Origin of the sequence: Deinococcus hopiensis KR-140 (genome assembly GCF_900176165.1) — a bacterium.
GTDB lineage: Bacteria > Deinococcota > Deinococci > Deinococcales > Deinococcaceae > Deinococcus > Deinococcus hopiensis.
Genome location: NZ_FWWU01000002.1, coordinates 59,296 through 76,820 on the forward strand (window position 1 = coordinate 59,296; position 17,525 = coordinate 76,820).

Below are 17,525 nucleotides of genomic sequence, written 5' to 3' on the forward strand. Positions count from 1 at the left end.
GCCCAACTTCTGGTATCGAATGTCTGTCATTTGTAAAGGAGGGGTTTCATGCGCAAACTCATTGTCGGTAATCTTGTCACTCTCGATGGATACTATGAAGGAAAGAACCGAGATCTGAATGCGATTTTCGATTACTTTCATCCGGATTACGTCGGAGATCAGAATTTCGACCACTTCATGGCAGAACGGATGCGTGCTGCAGACACGCTTATCCTAAGCGGTAGGACCAACTTCTTGGACAATATGAAATATTGGACAAGCGTACCAGGTAATCCAAATTCTACAGCAATTCGGCTCGAGATGGCTGAGCTCCAGCGAAAAATGAACAAGATTGTTGTCTCGGATCATCTTGCACAGGAGGAGTTGACGCCTTGGGATGACAATACGCGTATCATTAAAATTGATGACGCGGTGAGAGAAGTTGCGGTGTTAAAACAAGAGACGGGTCGTGATATTTTTATATTTGCCGGACGCGCACTTTGGAACCATTTAATGGCTCATGATTTGGTTGATGAGCTTCACCTCATGACTTTCCCTCTGATTTCTGGTGGAGGCACTCCTCTGTTTGTGGGACGTCCCCCGGTATCCTTGAAACTTATTGAAACGCGGACTTGGCAGGGCTCAGGGAATATACTGGCGTGTTATCAAGTGAGTCGGTACCCAGCGTAACTACTTGGGACCAGGTTCTGGCACCTGTTCAGTCGTTACCCCCTGCCAATGTCCGAAGTCCAACCTAGAACTTGCGTCGTTTCTCTTGCGTTCTCGTTGAGGTCTCGCGGATGACCAGAGACACAGGCAGGGTAATGAGAGCATCTGAGCTGGTGGGATTCATCAGGCAGTCCACGCCCCGTGAGCCTAGGGCTTCTTTGTCCACCTGTACGGTGGTTAGAGGAGGGAAAGACAGCGCTGCACCTACCAGGTCGTCGAAGCCAACAATCGCAAGGTCCTCGGGCACCCGGAGGCCCTGCATCTGGCAGACACGCATGGCTTTGAACGCCGTAGCGTCGTTGAATGCGAAGATGGCGTCAGGGCGCTTCTCCAACTGCAGCAGCCGATGTACGGCGCTTTCCGTACCCTCCTCTTCATCCAAGGGAAAGCGCGCGGCCTCCAGCGCTGGATCTGGCAGTAGGCCATGGGCCAGCAAAGCGTGGCGGTAGCCCTGCACACGCTGAGCAATGCTGTAGTGGGTCTGCGGGCCACTGATGAATGCAATGCGGCGGTAGCCCTGCTCAATCAAGTGTTCGGTCAACAGGTAAGCCCCGCCAAAGTTGTCGCTGTTGACGCAGGTGAACCCCGGGTACCAGTGGTCGACCAACACAGCCGGAAGGTTGAGCGCCAGGACAGCTTCAAGTTGGCGGGGTTCGAAGTACCCCACGCAGATCAGGCCCTCTGCCTCTTGGCGCGCGATCAGCTCGGGCAGAGGGTCATCGCTGCCGACGGAACTGTAGGACAAGCCCATCTTCTCGGTGCGGCAGGCCTCCTCGACGCCATGCAGCACAGGAGAATAGAAAGGATTTCCTCCAGCGGACTCCCGTTGACGACGGTAGAGAAAGGTAATGCGTTTCAATCGACTCCGACCGTGTTGCTGACGCAAGTTGCTCAGGTCATACCCAAGTTCACTTGCTGCGCTCACAACGCGCTGGCGGGTGGTATCGGTGATCCCAGGGTGGTTGTTCAGGGAGCGTGAAACCGTCGCTACCGATACGCCTGCGTGTTTGGCCACATCCCGAATAGTTGGACTCGTTGTCAAGATTTTCTCCACTTCTGCTGTTGTTGGCTCAGCATACCTCTATTGCCCGAATTCTAGCTCCATCCTTGTTACAGAAACAACAGGGTGGGACGATCCAGAATCTCAATTGGAAAGCGGTCTGCACATCGGCGAAAGCTGTGAAATTTGCCCATTGAGGACTGCATTTCAGCGTCTTAGCTGTTTAGTAACAGCTTTTTAGATAGGCCGAAAAGATGGATCAGGTCCACTTGACAGCCCCGTAATAGCCGAGTAACTTTGATGCACAGTTACACAACAGAGCGGGCGTTACTGAACGTCTCTTCGGGAGGTTAAGTATGCACATGCGTAGACCGATCTTTTCCCTTGTCGTGGCTCTTGCAGTAACAAGCAGTGCCCAAGCGGTCACCAACATCACCATTTGGTATCCTTGGGGGCCACCGGACGGCCAGGAAGTCGTTAACCGTGCCAACGAATTCAACAAGATGCAAAACGAAATCAAGGTCAACCCGGTGCTTGTCTCCGGTTCAGGCATTCAGGGAACCACGCAGGGCAAGTTCCTCACGGCCGTGACGAGCGGGCAGGTCCCAGACGCGGTGCTGTACTGGGGTCAGGACGTCATCCCTGGCCTGCAAAAGGTCGGCGCGCTCCTGCCGCTGGACCAGTATTTCGCTCCAGCGGGTCTCAAACCCTCTGCGTTCAACCAGACGGCGCTCAACGCCATGAAAGTGGGCGGCAAGACCTACGGCATTCCGCAGATGTCGAGCGACCTGATGCTCTACTACAACAAGGACATGTTCAAAGCGGCTGGCCTCAAGCCCCCGAAGACGCTGGCTGAACTCGACGCTGCCGCTGAGAAACTCACGGTCCGAAAGGGTAATGAAATCACCCGCGCGGGCTTCATCCCTTGGCTCCAGCAGGGCACCCCCCTTCCCTGGACCGGCATTTTCGGTGGCAAGCTGAACGGTGCCAACGGCAAAGTCGATCTGCTCAACAGCGGCACCCTCAAAGCGCTTCAGTGGCAGGAGGGATACGTTAAGAAGTACGGTGCAGCCAACCTGACCCGTTTCATCAGCTCCATCGGCTCGACCACCACTTCCTCAGCTTCCGACCCCTTCCTGCTCGAGAAGGTTGCCATGGAAGTCAACGGGCAGTGGCACGGGAACTACCTCAAGCGTTACAAGCCCGACCTGAATTACGGCGTCGTACCTATTCCCTATCCTGCGGGCGGCACGCCGAACGCCACGTGGATCAACAGTAACGCCTGGTTGATTCCCAAAGGCTCGAAAAACCCAGGGGCTGTGGTGAAATTCATCGCCTACATGAGCAGCCCTGAAGTGAGTGGCAAGCATGCCGACGCCGTGTTCAACATCTCACCAGTCGTCGGTGCCAGCAAGTTCCAGAAGAATCTGAACGAACCCGTGATGCAACTCGCCAACCAGCTGTTCCGTGGGAAGACGTACACCTCGCCCGTCACGAGCCAGATCCTCCAGCTTCAGACGGAGCTAAACACTGCCTTTGAAAGCGTGCAACAAGGCGCGAAGTCGCCGCGAGACGCGCTCACCGCAGGTCAGAAGAATCTGGATCAGGCCGCGTCCCAGAACCGCTGAATCGCGCGTTGCCTCACTTCTGGGTGGGGAATATTCCAAGGTGTCGCATGGGCCGGAAGCTCTTATTCCGGCCCTGCCTATATCCCGAGGAGGGAACAAGCCGCTATGTCCACTGCTTCCACCCAATACTCCAGCGACAACACGCGGATACGGCAACGACGCAAATTCTGGAACCACCTCGGCCTCGGGCTGCTGTTTATCGCTCCGTGGCTGATTGGCTTTCTGGTCCTCACCCTCTACCCGTTCTTCTCGTCGCTGTACTACTCCTTTACGGAGTACAACGTCTTGAGCGCACCCAAGTGGGTGGGCCTGCAGAACTACCAGCACCTGATGACCGACGCCAAGTTCGTCGCGTCGATCAAGAACACCCTCTACTACACGGTGATTGCCGTACCGCTCGGCGTGGGGCTCGCCATTGGCCTTGCCCTGATCTACAACCAGAGGATTCCAGCGCGTCCCCTCTTCCGGACCCTAATGTACGTGCCGCTGATCGTGCCACCCGTGGCGACGGCGCTGCTGTGGCAGTGGATCTTCAACCCGCAGGTCGGCCTCCTCAACGCCATGCTCGCCAAGATTGGCGTTTCCGGACCCACCTGGCTGGGAGACCCCCACTGGTCCAAAATTGCGCTGATCATCATGGCCCAGTGGGGCGTGGGGGGAAGCGTACTGCTGTTGCTGGCAGCGCTCCAGGACGTTCCCCGCCAGCTGTACGAGGCCGCAGAGATCGACGGTGCCAATCTGTGGCAGAAGTTTTGGAACGTGACGCTGCCGATGATTTCGCCCGTGGTGTTCTTTATCAGCATCACCGGTATCATCAGCGCTTTCCAGGTGTTCACGGAGGCGTTCATCGTGTCTGGCGGCGAGGGCGGTCCAGTCAACTCCACGCTCTTCTACTCCCTGTACCTGTTTCAGCAGGCGTTCCGCTTCTTCAACATGGGTTACGCCTCCGCGATGGCCTGGCTGCTGTTCTTAGCGGTGCTGATCGTCACCCTGATCGTCTTCCGCTCCTCCGCCAAGGTGGTGTTCTATGACCGTACTTGAATCCAGCGCTCAAGCAGGAGGAGCAAGATCCCAGGGTTCCATCCGCCGCAACTTGGTCGTAGGTCGCATCCTCGCCTTCCTGGTGGCGCTGGCCGTGACCCTGTTCTTCGCCTTCCCGCTGTACTGGATGTTCATTACGGCCGTCAAGGGCGACGCGGAGATCTTCCAGAGTCCGCCCACGCTCGTGCCCCACCCCCCCATCTGGAGCAACTTCGAGCGGGCACTCTCGCAGATTCCCTTCTGGTCCTACGTCAAGAACTCACTGCTCTACGCGGTGCTCTCTGCGGTCGGCGCGTCCCTATCAGCCTCCATCGTGGCGTACGGCTTTTCCAAGGTGAAGTGGCCTGGACGCGAAGTGGTCTTTTTCCTGGTGCTGATCACCATGCTTTTGCCCTACCAGGTCACGATGATTCCTACGTACCTGATTTTCCGCTCGATCGGGTGGACCGGTACCCTCCTACCGCTTATCGTCCCGGCCTTCCTCGGGAACGCCTACTTCATCTTTCTGATGCGCCAGTTTATCCGCACCCTTCCTGACGAACTGAGTGACGCGGCAAGGATTGACGGTTGCAACGAGCTTCGGGTGTTCTGGAGCATCATCTTGCCGCTCATCAGACCGGCGCTCGCCGTGGTGTTTCTGAATCAGTTCCTGAATGCCTGGAAGGATTTCCTCGGTCCTCTGCTCTACCTCAACGACCCCTCCCAGTACACCCTCTCCCTGGGCCTGCAGCAGTTCCAGTCCGCCAATGGGCAGGAATGGGCGCTGCTCATGGCCTGCGCCACGGTCTTCACGATTCCGCTGTTCATCCTGTTCTTCTTCACACAGCGCTACTTCGTCGAAGGCGTGACTTTCACAGGAATCAAGGGCTAAATCCACCGCCCTTTCCTTTCCCCGGTTGCGTTCCGTAGCCGGGTCTTTTCAAGGGGACTTCATGATCAACGTTTCTCTTCACACGGGCTGGCAGCTCAAGCAGCGCACCTCTTCCGTCTCCCTTGACGAGGACTTCCGCAGCGGGGAGGGCTGGTCCAGCGCGACCGTGCCCGGCACCGTACAGCAGGACCTGCTCACCCAGGGACGCATCCCCGATCCCTACTTTGGCCTGAACGAGCGTGAAGTGCAGTGGGTGGGAGAAGCAGACTGGCTTTACCGATTGAACTTCACTGCCGGTGAGGCCTTGCGGCTTCAGGAACAGGTCGAGCTGCACTTCGGAGGTCTCGACACCCTCTGCTCAATGTGGCTGAACGGCGAGGAACTGCTCAGAAGCGAGAACATGTTCGTGCCCCGAACGGTGGACATCAAGGGCCACCTGCTGGACGGGGAGAACGCCCTGCACCTGCTGTTCGAGACGGTGCTGGACACCGGGCACGTGCTGGAAGCGCGGCACGGCCGCCGTGCCGCGTGGAACGGAGACAAGAGCCGCGTCTACATCCGTAAAGCCCAGTATCACTACGGGTGGGACTGGGGCCCGGTGATCCTCACCGCCGGCCCCTGGCAGCCGGTGACGCTGCGCGGCTTTCAGGCCCGGATCGAGGATGTGCACGTGCCGAGCGAAGTGACGCCGGACCTGCAGGCCGCCTACGTGCCCGTACAGGTCACGCTGGTCGGTACGGTAAACGGCTTGGAGGTGGAGGCAGAACTGTTGGGCCCAAATGGTGAAGTCCTGGGCCGGCAGACGGCGCCGGCCCACCACCGTACGGACCTGGCCTTCGAGTTGGACCGGCCGCAGCTCTGGTACCCCAACGGACAGGGCGACCATCCCCTGTACAGCGTTCGGGTCACCCTACAGCGCTCCGGGCAGACGCTGGACGGCCGAACGCAGCGCATCGGTCTGCGTCGGCTGCGGGTGGTGCAGGAGCGCGTGGAAGGCGAGCCGGGCACCAGCTTCACCTTCGAGGTGAACAACCAACCCCTCTTTATCGGTGGAGCCAACTGGATTCCCGATGACACGCTTCTGAACCGCATTGACGGGGAGCGTTACCGCGAGCGACTGACCCAGGCGAGGGACGCCAACATGAATATGATTCGCGTGTGGGGCGGCGGCATCTACGAGGCGGACGTCTTTTACGACCTGTGCGACGAACTGGGGCTGTTGGTCTGGCAGGATTTTATGTTCGCGTGCGGCATGTACCCGGCCTACCCTGAATTCCAGGCGAATGTGCGGGAGGAGGCGGAGGTCGCCGTGCGCCGGCTGCGCAACCACCCGAGCCTCGCCCTCTGGGCGGGGAACAACGAGGATTACGCGATCGCCGAATCGGTGGGTGCGTCAGGACCTGGAATAGATCCAAACCTCTTTGATGCGCGGGTCATCTACGAAAGCCTGCTGCCCGAGGTGTGTACGGCGCTCGATCCGCAACGCCTGTACTGGCCCGGGAGCCCCTGGGGGGGCGTGAACTCCGCAGACCCCATCGTGGGAGACCGGCACAGTTGGGAGGTCTGGCACGCGCAGATGGCGCCGTATCAGGAGTACACCCGCTTCCAGGCCCGTTTCGTCAGCGAGTTCGGAATGCAGTCCGCGCCCGCCCTCAGCACCATTGAGGGATACGCGCCGGAGGACGAGCGCTTCCCCGAAAGTCGCACCGTGGTCCACCACAACAAAGCCGCTGGTCCGGGGGGCGAGCCAGACGGGCACCGGCGCCTTGCGGTATACCTCTCGGACAACCTGAGAACCTACCGGGATCTGGGAGAGTTCGTGTACCACACCCAGTTCATACAGGCGGAGGCGATGCGTTACGCCTACCGCGACTTCCGCAGCCGTTTCGAGCACCCTGGCAAGTACGCCGTGTCGGGCGCGCTCGTGTGGCAACTCAACGACTGCTGGCCTGTCAGCAGTTGGGCAATGATCGACTCGCAGGGCATTGCCAAGCCCGCCCTCTACTCCATTAAGCGGGAAATGGCGCCCCTCGTCGCTGGGTTACGGCGCAACGGGAACGCCACTGAGGTGTGGATCAGCAGCGCTGAACGTACCGCCCGTACCGTCACCCTGCACCTGTACGCCTACACCCAGGAGGGCAAGCAGGTGGCGCAGGAGTCGCGTGAGGTCCGAGTGCTGCCTGCCCGAAAAACGCCCTTGGCTCTCTGGAACGTGCCCGCCGAGGACCTGATCCTTTTCGCAGCGCTGCGCGTGGACAGAGAGGTCGTGGCCCGTACCTCGGATTTCCCCGAGCCGTACAAGTACCGGGATTTCAGCAGTCCGGACCTCCGCGCCGAGTACCTCTCGCCGACCACGCTGCGCCTCCAGGCCAGCCGTCCAACCAAGGGCGTGTGGCTCGACGCGGACACCCGGGTGGACTGGGACGACAACTTTATCGATCTGCGCCCTGGAGAATCCCGGACCGTGACGGCCCCCAACCTGGGTGGTCGTCCCGTGCGGGTGCGTGCTCTGGACACCCAGCCTGTCACCGTCCTTCAGGGAGAGCCGGTGGGCCTTTGAACGGCCAGCGCCCGGCGCTGCAATCCAGGAGGCCTCGTGATGGACCGGCAGTGCCCAATAACCGCGGAACTCTACATCCTGCTGTGGACCGGTGCCCGATGAGACCGCTGCGCTTAGAGTCACGGTTGGCGGCACGGGTCTGGGGTGGAACACGGCTGGGCACCGCCGGGGATGGCCAGCCCGCCGGGGAAGCCTGGGTGCTTCACGAGGACAACCGGGTGCAAGGTGGGTCATTTGGAAGCCATCCCTTGCGCGAACTGGCCCAGGAGTTGCCCCAGGACCTGCTGGGCACCCATACCCGGGGCGTCCGCTTTCCCCTGCTGATCAAATTGCTCGGTTGCGCCGACTGGCTCAGCGTCCAAGTCCACCCGAACGACGCGCAGGCGCAACGGTTGGTCGGACCGGGTGAACTGGGCAAGACCGAGGCGTGGTACATCCTGAAAGCCCAGCCAGGCGCGCAGCCCATCGCGGGCGTGCGGGAGGGCACCTCTCCAGAGCGGCTGCGAGGGGCCGTTCTGTCGGGCCAGGTGATGGACCATGCCGCTTACCAGGCTGTGGGGCCGGGTGACACGGTGTTCATGCCTGCGGGAAGGCTGCCTGCGTTGGGTCCAGGACTGTTTTTGCACGAGGTGCAGCAGACGCCGGATACCACCTACCGCGTCTATGACAGGGACCGCCCCGCCAGTGCGGGGCGCACCCTGCACCCCGCTAAGCGTCCCGAGGTCACGACCACGCAGCCCGCTGCCCTTGCCCTCCCACTCGCGCCTGGAGTGCGCCGCGAACGCCTACGCTGCGACCACTTCGTGCTCGACGAGGTCAGGGAAGACACCCGGCTTGCCTCAACACCCACGGCGAAAGCTTTCATGCCCTCGCGGTGTCGCACGGACCGGGACAGCTCCATACAACTGAAGAAACGCTGGATCTGAAGGAACTGGACACGGTGCTGCTGCCTGCGGGTACCGCCGTCTACCACCTCGAAGGTGAGTCTCTCGGAGCCCTCGTGGCACGACTTCCTTGGTTCGTGGTACCGCGCTTGGCTGGAGATCCAACCCCTAAAAGCACGCTCCACCAGGGCCGGACCGGGGGGACCGAGCGTCTCAAGGTCGGGCCGGGATCAAGAGTGGTGGTCCGTTGCGTCTGGCATTGCGCACGGAGAACACAGCGAGTTTCGGTGCCTCAAGCCGCGTGCCGGTCCCAGAACCACCCCCTCCATCCATCGGGTGGTCCCCACTCAGCGGGCGACCACCAGGTCTCTCGCTCCCAAAAGAGGTGTTATGCAGTTCGACTTTCCACGGACCGAATTGGAACGTTACCGCCCAGATGAGGCTCCTCCCGCCGATTTCAATTCTTTCTGGGCGTCCACCTTAACTGAAGCCCGGGACTTCGACTTGAACCCCCGTTTCAATCCTGTTCGCACGCCGCTCCGCCAGATTGAGGTGCAAGACGTCACGTACACGGGGTTCGGCGGCGCACCAATCAAAGGCTGGCTGCTGCTGCCCAGCGGAACGGAGGGGCCACTGCCCTGCGTCGTGGAATACACCGGGTATGGGGGAGGACGCGGATATCCCACAGACTGGCTGCTCTGGGCCTCGCTGGGCTACGCGCACTTCGTGATGGATACGCGCGGTCAGGGCACAACCTGGCGCCAGGGAGACACACCTGACCCTCAAGCGGGCGGTGAGCCGCATTTCCCTGGATTCATGACGCAGGGGATCTTGGGCAGGAACGCGTACTACTACCGCCGTGTCTACACCGACGCAGTCCGGGCGATCGAGGCGGCCAGAGCGCATCCTCGTGTGGACTCCAGCCGCATCGCCGTGACGGGAGGGAGCCAGGGAGGGGGGATCGCGCTTGCTGCCGCCGGGCTGGTGCCGGACGTTGAGCTGTGCATGGCGGACGTGCCGTTCTTGTGCCACTTCAGCCGCGCCGTGACGCTGACGGACGACGCGCCGTTCAGCGAGATTGCCCGTTACCTCCGCACCCACCGGGCCCGGGTGGAGGAGGCGATGACCACCTTGCAGTACTTCGACGGCATTCACTTCGCCGCACGCGCGCAGGCGCGGGCACTCTTCTCGGTGGGGCTGATGGACACCGTGTGCCCGCCAAGCACAGTCTATGCCGCCTACAACCACTATGGAGGGCCCAGAGAGATCCGGGTCTACCCCTTCAATGGCCACGAGGGTGGGGAGAACCAGCATACCTTGGAGAAGATGAATTTCCTGACCACCCACCTGCCACTCCAGCCTGAGCAGCCGGCATGATTGCGCCGCTCGTCTACGCCCGTTCTTATGTTTGATTCCGCAGCGCACGCCGTGACCCTGGATGTCGGGGGCAGTCATGTGACGGCTGCGCTGGTGCATCTGGCAACGCGGCGGATTCAGCGGCAGGCCCGGCTTGAGGTCAGTCACGCCGCGCCGCAGGACGCCCTTCTCAGCGCCTGGACAGCAGCGGCCCTGGAAGTTTGGAAGGACGTTTCCGGTCGCCCCTCGCACCTGGGATTGGCCGTACCCGGTCCTTTCGAGCACCATGCCGGCGTCTCGCGGATGACCCACAAGTTCCCAGCCCTGCTCGGTGTGCCGCTCCGACCCCTGCTGGCACATCACGTCCGGGAAACGCCCCTTTCCGGCGTGCCGATCTACTTTGGCAACGATGCCGACCTGTTCGCGCTTGGCGAGTGGTGGGCCGGAGCTGGTCGGGGCAGCTTGCGGATGATCGGCCTCACCCTGGGGACAGGCCTGGGATCGGGTTTCATTGCAGGTGGCCGAATCATCACGGCCGGTGATGAAGTTCCCCCTGGTGGCGAACTGTGGAACAGGCCTTTCCGTGGAGCAATCGCCGAGACTTTCGCCTGTGGAGCGGCCCTCACCCGCGCCTGGGTGGCCCTCGGGCATGGGCCGCTCACTGCCCACGATCTGGCCCACCGTGCCCTGGACGGTGACGCCTCTGCCCACTCCGTCTTCCACGCCTTTGGCTGTGATCTGGCGGACATTCTTCAGCCCTGGGTGGAACGTTTCGGAGCGGAGCGGGTGGTGCTGGGTGGAAACGTCAGCCGGGCTTTTGACCTCTTCGCCCCCGCGCTGCGCTCTGGCCTACCGAGCAGCGAAGTCCGGACCAGTGAGCACTTTGAACTTGCCGCCCCGTTCGGTGCGGCGGCCCTGGCAGGCGAAGAGCCGCAAGGAGTTCCATAACGCCGTGGAGACGCAGACGCCTGCCGTGATCACCGGCAACGTTCCGAACGAGGGCCTCATCACCAACCTGCCGCACGGCTGCTGCGTGGAGGTACCATGCCTCGTCGACGGAAACGGCGTACAGCCCACCCATGTGGGTGGGCTGCCACCCCAACTCGCCGCGCTGAACCGCACCAACACCGGCGTTCAGAAACTCGCCGTGGCGGGCGCGCTGCAGGAGAGCCTTGAGCACGTCTACCGCGCGGTCTCCCTCGATCCCCTGGCTTCAGCGTTGCTCACCCTGGATGAGATCCGAGCAATGACGGATGAACTCCTCATTGCCGAGGCCCGCTGGCTTCCCGAATTCTGCTTCCCGCAAGCCGCCCCCACCCTTGATTCCCACTGAGGTTGCCATGACCACCCCCCTCCTGTCTTCTCCTCCGCCCTCCGCCTTCCCCACACCTTTTTGGGTGCTTGAGACCGACCATACCGGGTACGCGTTTGGCCTCAACCCCGACGGCCAGTTGGTCCACACCTATTGGGGACCGCGCCTGCCACGCCAGGAGGATTACCCACGGCCAGAGGCCATTGAGGAGTGGTCGTCCTTTAACCGCCCTGTACACCTGATTACCGAGGAGTACCCGGGTGAGGGCGGCCCCAAGTACGTGGAGCCGTGCCTGAAGGTGCAGTTTGCGGACGGTACGCGCGATCTCGCACTGCAGTACGCAGGCGCGGAAACCGTGGACGGTGTGCTGAACCTCCACCTGCGTGACGCCACGTATCCGCTGGCCGTCACCCTGCATTACCGGACCCACCCGGCCCACGACCTGATCGAGCGCTGGGTGACCCTCTCGAACGAGGGCGAGGACGTCATGGTGCTGGACCGCGCCTGGAGCGCCCAGTGGCATGTACCGGCGGGCGAGCACGACCGACTGTCGCACCTGACTGGCCGCTGGGCCGACGAGTTTCAGCTGCACCGCGAGCTCCTGACCCAGGGCGTGAAAGTGCTCGAAAGCCGCCGCCTGACCACCAGCCACCACCACAACCCCTGGTTCGCGCTTGATCACGGGCAGGCAGGTGAGGAATCGGGCGCAGTGTGGTTCGGTGTACTGGCCTGGAGCGGCAACTGGAAGCTGACCGCCGAGGTCACCGATTTCGGGCAAAACCGCATCAGCCTGGGTGTGAACGACTGGGACTTCGTGTGGCGCCTCCAGCCAGGTGAACGCTTCGAAACGCCTGCCAGCCTGGGTGGGTTCACGGCCCGTGGATTCGGTGCGGCCAGCCGTCACCTGCATGACTTTATCCGGCAGGGGGTGGTGCCGCGCGGTGGTGAGCTTCGCCGCGTGCTGTACAACTCCTGGGAGGCGACGACCTTCGACGTGACCGAGGCAGGGCAGGTGGAACTCGCTGAGATCGCCGCTGAACTCGGCGTGGAATTGTTCGTGGTAGATGACGGCTGGTTCCACGGACGGGACGCGGACACCCGCGCACTGGGGGACTGGTGGCCGGACGAGAAGAAGTTCCCCAATGGGCTGCAGCCCCTGATCGAGCGCGTGAAGGCGTTGGGTATGGAGTTCGGGCTCTGGGTGGAGCCGGAGATGGTGAATCCCGACAGCGATCTGTACCGCGCCCATCCTGACTGGGTAATTCACTACCCCACCCGCGCCCGGAGTCAGGCCCGCAACCAGCTCATTCTGAACCTGGGGCGCGAGGACGTGCAGGCATACCTGATCGAGACCCTGGACCGCCTGCTGATCGAGCACGACATCACGTTCATCAAGTGGGACATGAACCGCAACGTCTCCGAACCCGGCTGGCCCGGCGCGCCTGGCGATCCCCGTGAACTGTGGGTACGCTACGTGCAGGGGCTTTATCACGTGTGGGGCACCCTGAAGGCACGTCATCCGAAGGTGGTGTGGCAGAGCTGCTCGGGCGGCGGTGGCCGCGCAGATCTGGGCATCCTGCGCCTCGCTGACCAGATCTGGGTCAGTGACAACACCAGCGCGCCCGCGCGTCTGGAGATTCAGGAGGGCTTCTCGCAGGTGTTTCCCGCCAACACCATGGAAGCCTGGGTCACCGACGCCGGGCGCAATCAGGTGCCTTTGGAATTCCGGATGCACGTCAGCATGGCCGGGAGTCTGGGTCTGGGTGGACACCTTGCCCACTGGACCGAAGAAGAGCGGCGAGTCGCCCGCAGGGAGATTGCCCGCTACAAAGCCGTCCGGCACATCGTGCAGTTTGGAGACCAGTACCGCCTCCGTCCCGCTCAGAAGCAGGCCTTCTCGGCGGTGCAGTACGTCAGCAAGGACCGGAGCGAGGCGGTCTTGTTCGCCTTTCGGACGCACATCGCCCGCCCCACCACCCTGCCACCCGTGCTCCTGCGGGGGCTGGACGAGGCCGGGTTATACGAAGTCGAGGGCGTCGAAGGTGTGCGCTCTGGAGCCGCCTGGATGAACGTCGGCGTGACGCTGACCCTGGGAGATTTCCAGAGCACGGTTCGCCGCATTCGCCGCATTTCCAAATGATGTCCCCATTCTCCGTAAGAAGATTTCGGGCTGTTCCCTTCCCAGGTGGCAAGGCGGCGTTCCCCCTTGTCTTGGCTCTGATTGGCGCGCGGGGCGGGGCCATCTGCGGTACTGTCACGCCGGACCCGCCGACCGGAACGGCACCAAAGTTGTGACGAAGGCGCGGAGCGACAACGCCACTGTCAGTGCGGTGAGGGGGGCCACGGTAACCACCGACGTGCTGGCGAGTGACATCGCCAGTCCAGCGCTCACGCTGGATGCAAAGACTTTGGATCTTGATGCTCAGGCATCTGGAATTCAAACTTCAAAAAATACGGCTGGGGGCACCCTTAGGGCTTGGGCTTGAACCCGTTGGGCCTCATGGTGAAGTTCATGACCCCGCCCACATCGCCGGGCACTACCGCGTTGCCGTCCGGCACCAGCGACACCTTCGGGTTGTAGGGTGGGCAATTCGACACCTCGAAGTTGGTGGGCATGCCGTTCACGCTGGTCTTGCGGTGGCCCGCCGCGTCGGTGTGCGTGATGAGGTTGCCGTTGTACGCCAGGGTGTTGTCGGCCACCACCTCCACGCCCTGCCGCGGCTGACCCTGCGCGCTGATCACAGGGCCCGTGATAAAGCCCGCCGTGGGCTGACCGCCGGGGTTCGTTGGGTTTGGGGTGCCGGGAGTGAGGTCACGCGGGGCAGGCTGCGTGGGGTTCGGTGCGGGCCCGCCGGGGGAGGAGGTGGTGCAGGCACTCAAGCCCAGGGTCAAGAGCAGCAGGGTGGCGGTCAGGGTGTGGTCCCCTCCACGTGGCGTATGCGGTGCAGGCCATGGTTGGTGGGGGCAAGGATAGGAACTGCGCGGTGGCATCTGGATGACAGGCCGCCCCACCAACGCCGGTGGAGTGGCAGGCGCAGGAAGCCAGGTCCGGAGTGCGCCCACTGGTCCGCCGGGGCGCGTGACCCAGGGGGCTGGGAGTAGGGCTTTCCGGGCAACCGAGCGGGTCACGTCGCCTTCCAGGCTGCCGTCATCCTCCCATCATCCCTTCCCGGGCACACTGCGGGCATGAACAAGAAGCTCCTTAGGCTCTCCCTCGCCGCCCTCTCGTTGGCGGTTCTGTCTCCGGCTCACGCTGCAGCGGCGGACGTGATGGACGCCAAACCCGCCTCACTGGTGAAGCTGCTCAGTGAGGCGGGCTACAAGCCCCAACTCCGGGCCGGCGACGCCAAGACCCAGCCCTCCATTGCCCTCAAGGTGCAGGAAAACGACGTCTACCTCTATTTCAGTGGGTGTAAGGACGGGCTGTGCCGCCGGGTGACCGCCAGCAACGGTTTCGAGTTTCCCAAGGACCGGAGTGGCCTTGCCGGGACGCTGGCGGGCTGGAATGCCGAGTGGTACAGCCAGGCGTACGAGGACAAGGAGGCCGTGTACCTCGACGCCTCCTACATGCTCACGGGCGGTTTTACGAAGGCCAACTTCAACGCGTGGTTCGGCGAGTACCTGGAAGAGCTCGGCGAATTCGGAGACAAGCTGTACTGACAGGCCATGCCGGGAAGTGGCCAGTCAGGGTGATGCCCTCCCGGCCGCTTCCCCTTGGAGGACCATGGCCACGGGCGTCGCGGCGCCGTCATCCGTCCGCCGGGGCTGTGCCCCTGTGGACGCCCTGATCGACCTGACCCTCCGCGCCTTGGGCGCTGCCTTGCGGCAGCTTCAGCCGCTACGGGGGCAAAGCCAGCCCCGCAGACGCTCAAGGTGGGCCTGCAGGTACTCGGTGATGGAGCAGGCGGACGCTCAGAGGTATGAAAGCTCAACGCGGCCGCAAAGCCTTCAGGGCTGACCAGGCACGCTAACGCGCGGCGTTCCAAGCCTCCGTGTTCTTCACCAGAGAACGTGAGCACCGTCCAGACCCGCTGTCACCCGACGTCTGCGAGAATGCGCATTCATGCCGCTCAGCACGGAAAAGAAAATTCAGGACTGGCTTGAGTTCGTCCAACTCCTCGGTCAAACAGACCAGCCTGAAGACGTGGCTCAAGCCGTCATTGATGAAGGTATCGGAGCCATCGGTGCGGACGGCGGCTTCATGTCCCTGCGCTCCCCTTCAGCGCCTGAGCTGACCTTTACGGGTTCATATGCCTATGAAGAACATGCCGTCGCGTTTTTAAAAACTGTTCCCCTGAGTGCGCAGTTGCCCTTTGTATTGGCCTACAACCGGCGGGAAGCCCTCTTCCTTGAATCTTTGGAGCAAGCGCGCCAGGACTACCCGGAAGTGGTTCCCTACATTCGCGATTTTCACGGCAGTGTGGTGGACCTCCCCTTACTCGTGGACGAGGAAGCCCTCGGTGTCCTGGTTCTGTCCTTCCGCGAACCACGGACGTTTACGCCGTACGAGCGTATCTTCCTGCGTGTCCTTGCCGCCCAGTGCGCGCAGGCGATTCAACGCAGCCGGGTTCTGCATCAGGAACGTCAGGCGCGTCAGCAGGCCGAAGTGTTGCGGGAACGCTTTGCCTTCCTCGCTTCTGCCACGCAAACCCTGAGCACGTCCCTTGAGCTCACGGACACCCTGGAAACCCTCACCCGTTTGGCGGTGCCCCGTCTTGCCGACTGGTGCTCGGTCTCACTTCCCCAGGGTGACCATCTCGTTCCCGTTGCGGTGGCCCACGAGGACCCGTCGAAAATTGAGTCGTTGCGTAAGCTGGCGCAACGCTATCCCGTGAGCATCGAGTCGTCTGGGTCCGTAGGACACGTCTTCCGCACAGGGCAGCCCCTGCTGATCCCCGTGATTACCGAGGACGACATGCTCCGTGCTTCTGGCGGGGATGAGCACTATATCGACTCGGTCCGGGCCCTGCAGCTTCACTCCATGCTCTACGTCCCCCTCACCGCCCATGGCCGGACGCTGGGCGTCCTGGGGTTGGCCAGCAGCACTTCAGAACACACGTACGGTGAGCAGGACATTCCGTTCGTCCTCGAAGTGGCGGGGCGTGCTGCCCTGGCCGTTGAGAATGCCAGCCTGTATGCGACCCTTCAGCAGGAGCTGGAGCAGCGCACACGGGCACAACGGGAAGTCGCCGAACTGAATACGGTGCTTGAGCAGCGGGTTCAGGAACGCACGCGGGAACTCGAAGCCGTAAATGCCGACATGGAAGCATTTACATACTCCGCTTCGCACGACCTGCGTTCCCCGGTACGTCACGTAAAAAGCTTTAGTGAGTTGCTGAGACACCGGTTGGGCACGGAGGACCAACGTGCCGCACACCTCTTGGGTCAGATTCAGAGTGCGGCCACCCGAATGGACGAGATCACCCAGGGTCTCCTCGACCTGGCCAGAGTCACTCGCATGGAAGTGGAGTTTCGCCCCGTTCCACTTCATCCTTTGCTCCGGGAGGTCATGTCCAATCAGGCCCTGGACCTGGGAGACCGTCCGGTGCACTGGGACGTTGAGCCACTCCCCGCAGTTCAGGGGGATGCGCGTTTGCTGCGGCAGGTCTTCGAGAATCTGCTGGGGAACGCCGTGAAGTACACCCGGCCCCGTACAGAAGCGCGCATCGCCGTTCAGGCGGAGGTAACGGCCACTGAGGTGATCGTCAGGGTGTCTGACAATGGAGTCGGTTTCGATCCTGAACGGGCGGGAAAGCTTTTTGGCGTATTCCAGCGTCTGCATCATTCTGAGGAGTTTGAGGGGACGGGTGTGGGCCTGGCGACGGTCCAGCGCATCATGAAGCGGCATGGTGGTCGGGTCTGGGCCGAGAGCCTGCCAGATCGGGGAGCCACCTTTTCTGTGGCTTTTCCCCGACGCCATATCCAAAGATCAGCACAGTAGAGCAGTTGTCCGAACTGCGCCTCGCGCGGAAGGGCACCCCTCACGGCTCCATTCTCCCAACGCTCATTCAAGTTCGTTTGCTGGGCTCGGTCAAAAAGAAGGCCGCACTTTGACAAATGCTTTAGTTGGCCATATGCCGAGTCCAAACGGGCGTACCTGATCGTCGAGGGCTTCCGGAGAGAGGTTTGCAAGCACACGTGGGGATTGTCCGGCTACTCCCCTAC

Annotated in this window: 14 protein-coding genes; 12 read left to right on the plus strand and 2 right to left on the minus strand. The window is 62.1% G+C overall.

What is annotated here, in order from left to right; translation table 11 throughout:
* The first annotated feature begins 48 nt into the window (after positions 1-48).
* Positions 49-669, plus strand: a complete 621-nt coding sequence (locus tag B9A95_RS01035; protein ID WP_084045119.1) for a dihydrofolate reductase family protein — start codon at positions 49-51, stop codon at positions 667-669.
* 64 nt (positions 670-733) lie between these two features.
* Here B9A95_RS01035 and B9A95_RS01040 read toward each other — a convergent pair whose 3' ends face one another.
* On the minus strand, positions 734-1,723 hold the full coding sequence (locus B9A95_RS01040) for a LacI family DNA-binding transcriptional regulator (RefSeq protein ID WP_212648220.1): 990 nt from the start codon (positions 1,721-1,723) through the stop codon (positions 734-736).
* Between the two features lie 347 nt (positions 1,724-2,070).
* Here B9A95_RS01040 and B9A95_RS01045 point away from each other — a divergent pair, with 347 nt between their 5' ends.
* The 9 genes from B9A95_RS01045 to B9A95_RS01085 all read left to right on the plus strand — a co-directional run bounded on the left by B9A95_RS01045 (position 2,071) and on the right by B9A95_RS01085 (position 13,500).
* Positions 2,071-3,336 (plus strand): ABC transporter substrate-binding protein, encoded by a 1,266-nt coding sequence (locus B9A95_RS01045; RefSeq protein WP_170928361.1) that lies wholly within the window; start codon positions 2,071-2,073, stop codon positions 3,334-3,336.
* 105 nt (positions 3,337-3,441) lie between these two features.
* On the plus strand, positions 3,442-4,377 hold the full coding sequence (locus B9A95_RS01050; RefSeq protein ID WP_084045122.1) for a carbohydrate ABC transporter permease: 936 nt from the start codon (positions 3,442-3,444) through the stop codon (positions 4,375-4,377).
* Complete coding sequence (locus B9A95_RS01055) at positions 4,364-5,248, plus strand: carbohydrate ABC transporter permease (RefSeq protein WP_084045123.1); 885 nt, start codon at positions 4,364-4,366, stop codon at positions 5,246-5,248. Before B9A95_RS01050 ends, B9A95_RS01055 begins: the two co-directional genes overlap by 14 nt.
* Positions 5,249-5,309: 61 nt before the next feature.
* A complete protein-coding gene (locus tag B9A95_RS01060) occupies positions 5,310-7,808 on the plus strand; it encodes a beta-mannosidase (RefSeq protein WP_084045124.1) in 2,499 nt (832 codons plus the stop codon).
* Between the two features lie 125 nt (positions 7,809-7,933).
* On the plus strand, positions 7,934-8,734 hold the full coding sequence (locus B9A95_RS01065) for a type I phosphomannose isomerase catalytic subunit (RefSeq protein WP_245808077.1): 801 nt from the start codon (positions 7,934-7,936) through the stop codon (positions 8,732-8,734).
* Positions 8,735-9,082: 348 nt separating this feature from the next.
* Positions 9,083-10,069, plus strand: a complete 987-nt coding sequence (locus B9A95_RS01070; protein ID WP_084045125.1) for an acetylxylan esterase — start codon at positions 9,083-9,085, stop codon at positions 10,067-10,069.
* A gap of 27 nt (positions 10,070-10,096) precedes the next feature.
* Positions 10,097-10,996, plus strand: coding sequence for an ROK family protein (locus B9A95_RS01075; protein WP_084045126.1), 900 nt, complete (start codon positions 10,097-10,099; stop codon positions 10,994-10,996).
* Between the two features lie 4 nt (positions 10,997-11,000).
* The gene (locus B9A95_RS01080) at positions 11,001-11,381 is read left to right on the plus strand and encodes a family 4 glycosyl hydrolase (RefSeq protein WP_170928352.1); all 381 of its coding nucleotides are present in this window, start codon (positions 11,001-11,003) and stop codon (positions 11,379-11,381) included.
* Positions 11,382-11,388: 7 nt separating this feature from the next.
* Complete coding sequence (locus tag B9A95_RS01085) at positions 11,389-13,500, plus strand: alpha-galactosidase (protein ID WP_084045128.1); 2,112 nt, start codon at positions 11,389-11,391, stop codon at positions 13,498-13,500.
* Between the two features lie 329 nt (positions 13,501-13,829).
* On the opposite strand, the gene B9A95_RS01090 is transcribed toward B9A95_RS01085, so the two are convergent.
* Positions 13,830-14,252: a hypothetical protein gene (locus tag B9A95_RS01090; RefSeq protein ID WP_084045129.1), complete on the minus strand. Its 423-nt coding sequence runs from the start codon at positions 14,250-14,252 to the stop codon at positions 13,830-13,832.
* Between the two features lie 294 nt (positions 14,253-14,546).
* On the opposite strand from B9A95_RS01090, the gene B9A95_RS01095 reads away from it, so the two are divergent.
* Together B9A95_RS01095 and B9A95_RS01105 are read left to right on the plus strand one after the other, a co-directional pair.
* Positions 14,547-15,020 carry a YbjN domain-containing protein gene (locus tag B9A95_RS01095; RefSeq protein ID WP_084045130.1) on the plus strand — a complete coding sequence of 158 codons (474 nt, stop codon included), beginning with the start codon at positions 14,547-14,549 and terminating at the stop codon, positions 15,018-15,020.
* 403 nt (positions 15,021-15,423) lie between these two features.
* A complete protein-coding gene (locus B9A95_RS01105) occupies positions 15,424-17,301 on the plus strand; it encodes a GAF domain-containing protein (protein WP_084045132.1) in 1,878 nt (625 codons plus the stop codon).
* Positions 17,302-17,525: the final 224 nt, after the last annotated feature.

What these genes read in the sequence shown, in the direction of transcription:
- B9A95_RS01035 (WP_084045119.1), top strand. Translation starts at nt 49, where the DNA reads ATGCGCAAACTCATTGTCGGTAATCTTGTCACTCTCGATGGATACTAT.
- B9A95_RS01045 (WP_170928361.1), top strand. Translation starts at nt 2,071, where the DNA reads ATGCGTAGACCGATCTTTTCCCTTGTCGTGGCTCTTGCAGTAACAAGC.
- B9A95_RS01050 (WP_084045122.1), top strand. Translation starts at nt 3,442, where the DNA reads ATGTCCACTGCTTCCACCCAATACTCCAGCGACAACACGCGGATACGG.
- B9A95_RS01055 (WP_084045123.1), top strand. Translation starts at nt 4,364, where the DNA reads ATGACCGTACTTGAATCCAGCGCTCAAGCAGGAGGAGCAAGATCCCAG.
- B9A95_RS01060 (WP_084045124.1), top strand. Translation starts at nt 5,310, where the DNA reads ATGATCAACGTTTCTCTTCACACGGGCTGGCAGCTCAAGCAGCGCACC.
- B9A95_RS01070 (WP_084045125.1), top strand. Translation starts at nt 9,083, where the DNA reads ATGCAGTTCGACTTTCCACGGACCGAATTGGAACGTTACCGCCCAGAT.
- B9A95_RS01075 (WP_084045126.1), top strand. Translation starts at nt 10,097, where the DNA reads ATGTTTGATTCCGCAGCGCACGCCGTGACCCTGGATGTCGGGGGCAGT.
- B9A95_RS01085 (WP_084045128.1), top strand. Translation starts at nt 11,389, where the DNA reads ATGACCACCCCCCTCCTGTCTTCTCCTCCGCCCTCCGCCTTCCCCACA.
- B9A95_RS01095 (WP_084045130.1), top strand. Translation starts at nt 14,547, where the DNA reads ATGAACAAGAAGCTCCTTAGGCTCTCCCTCGCCGCCCTCTCGTTGGCG.
- B9A95_RS01105 (WP_084045132.1), top strand. Translation starts at nt 15,424, where the DNA reads ATGCCGCTCAGCACGGAAAAGAAAATTCAGGACTGGCTTGAGTTCGTC.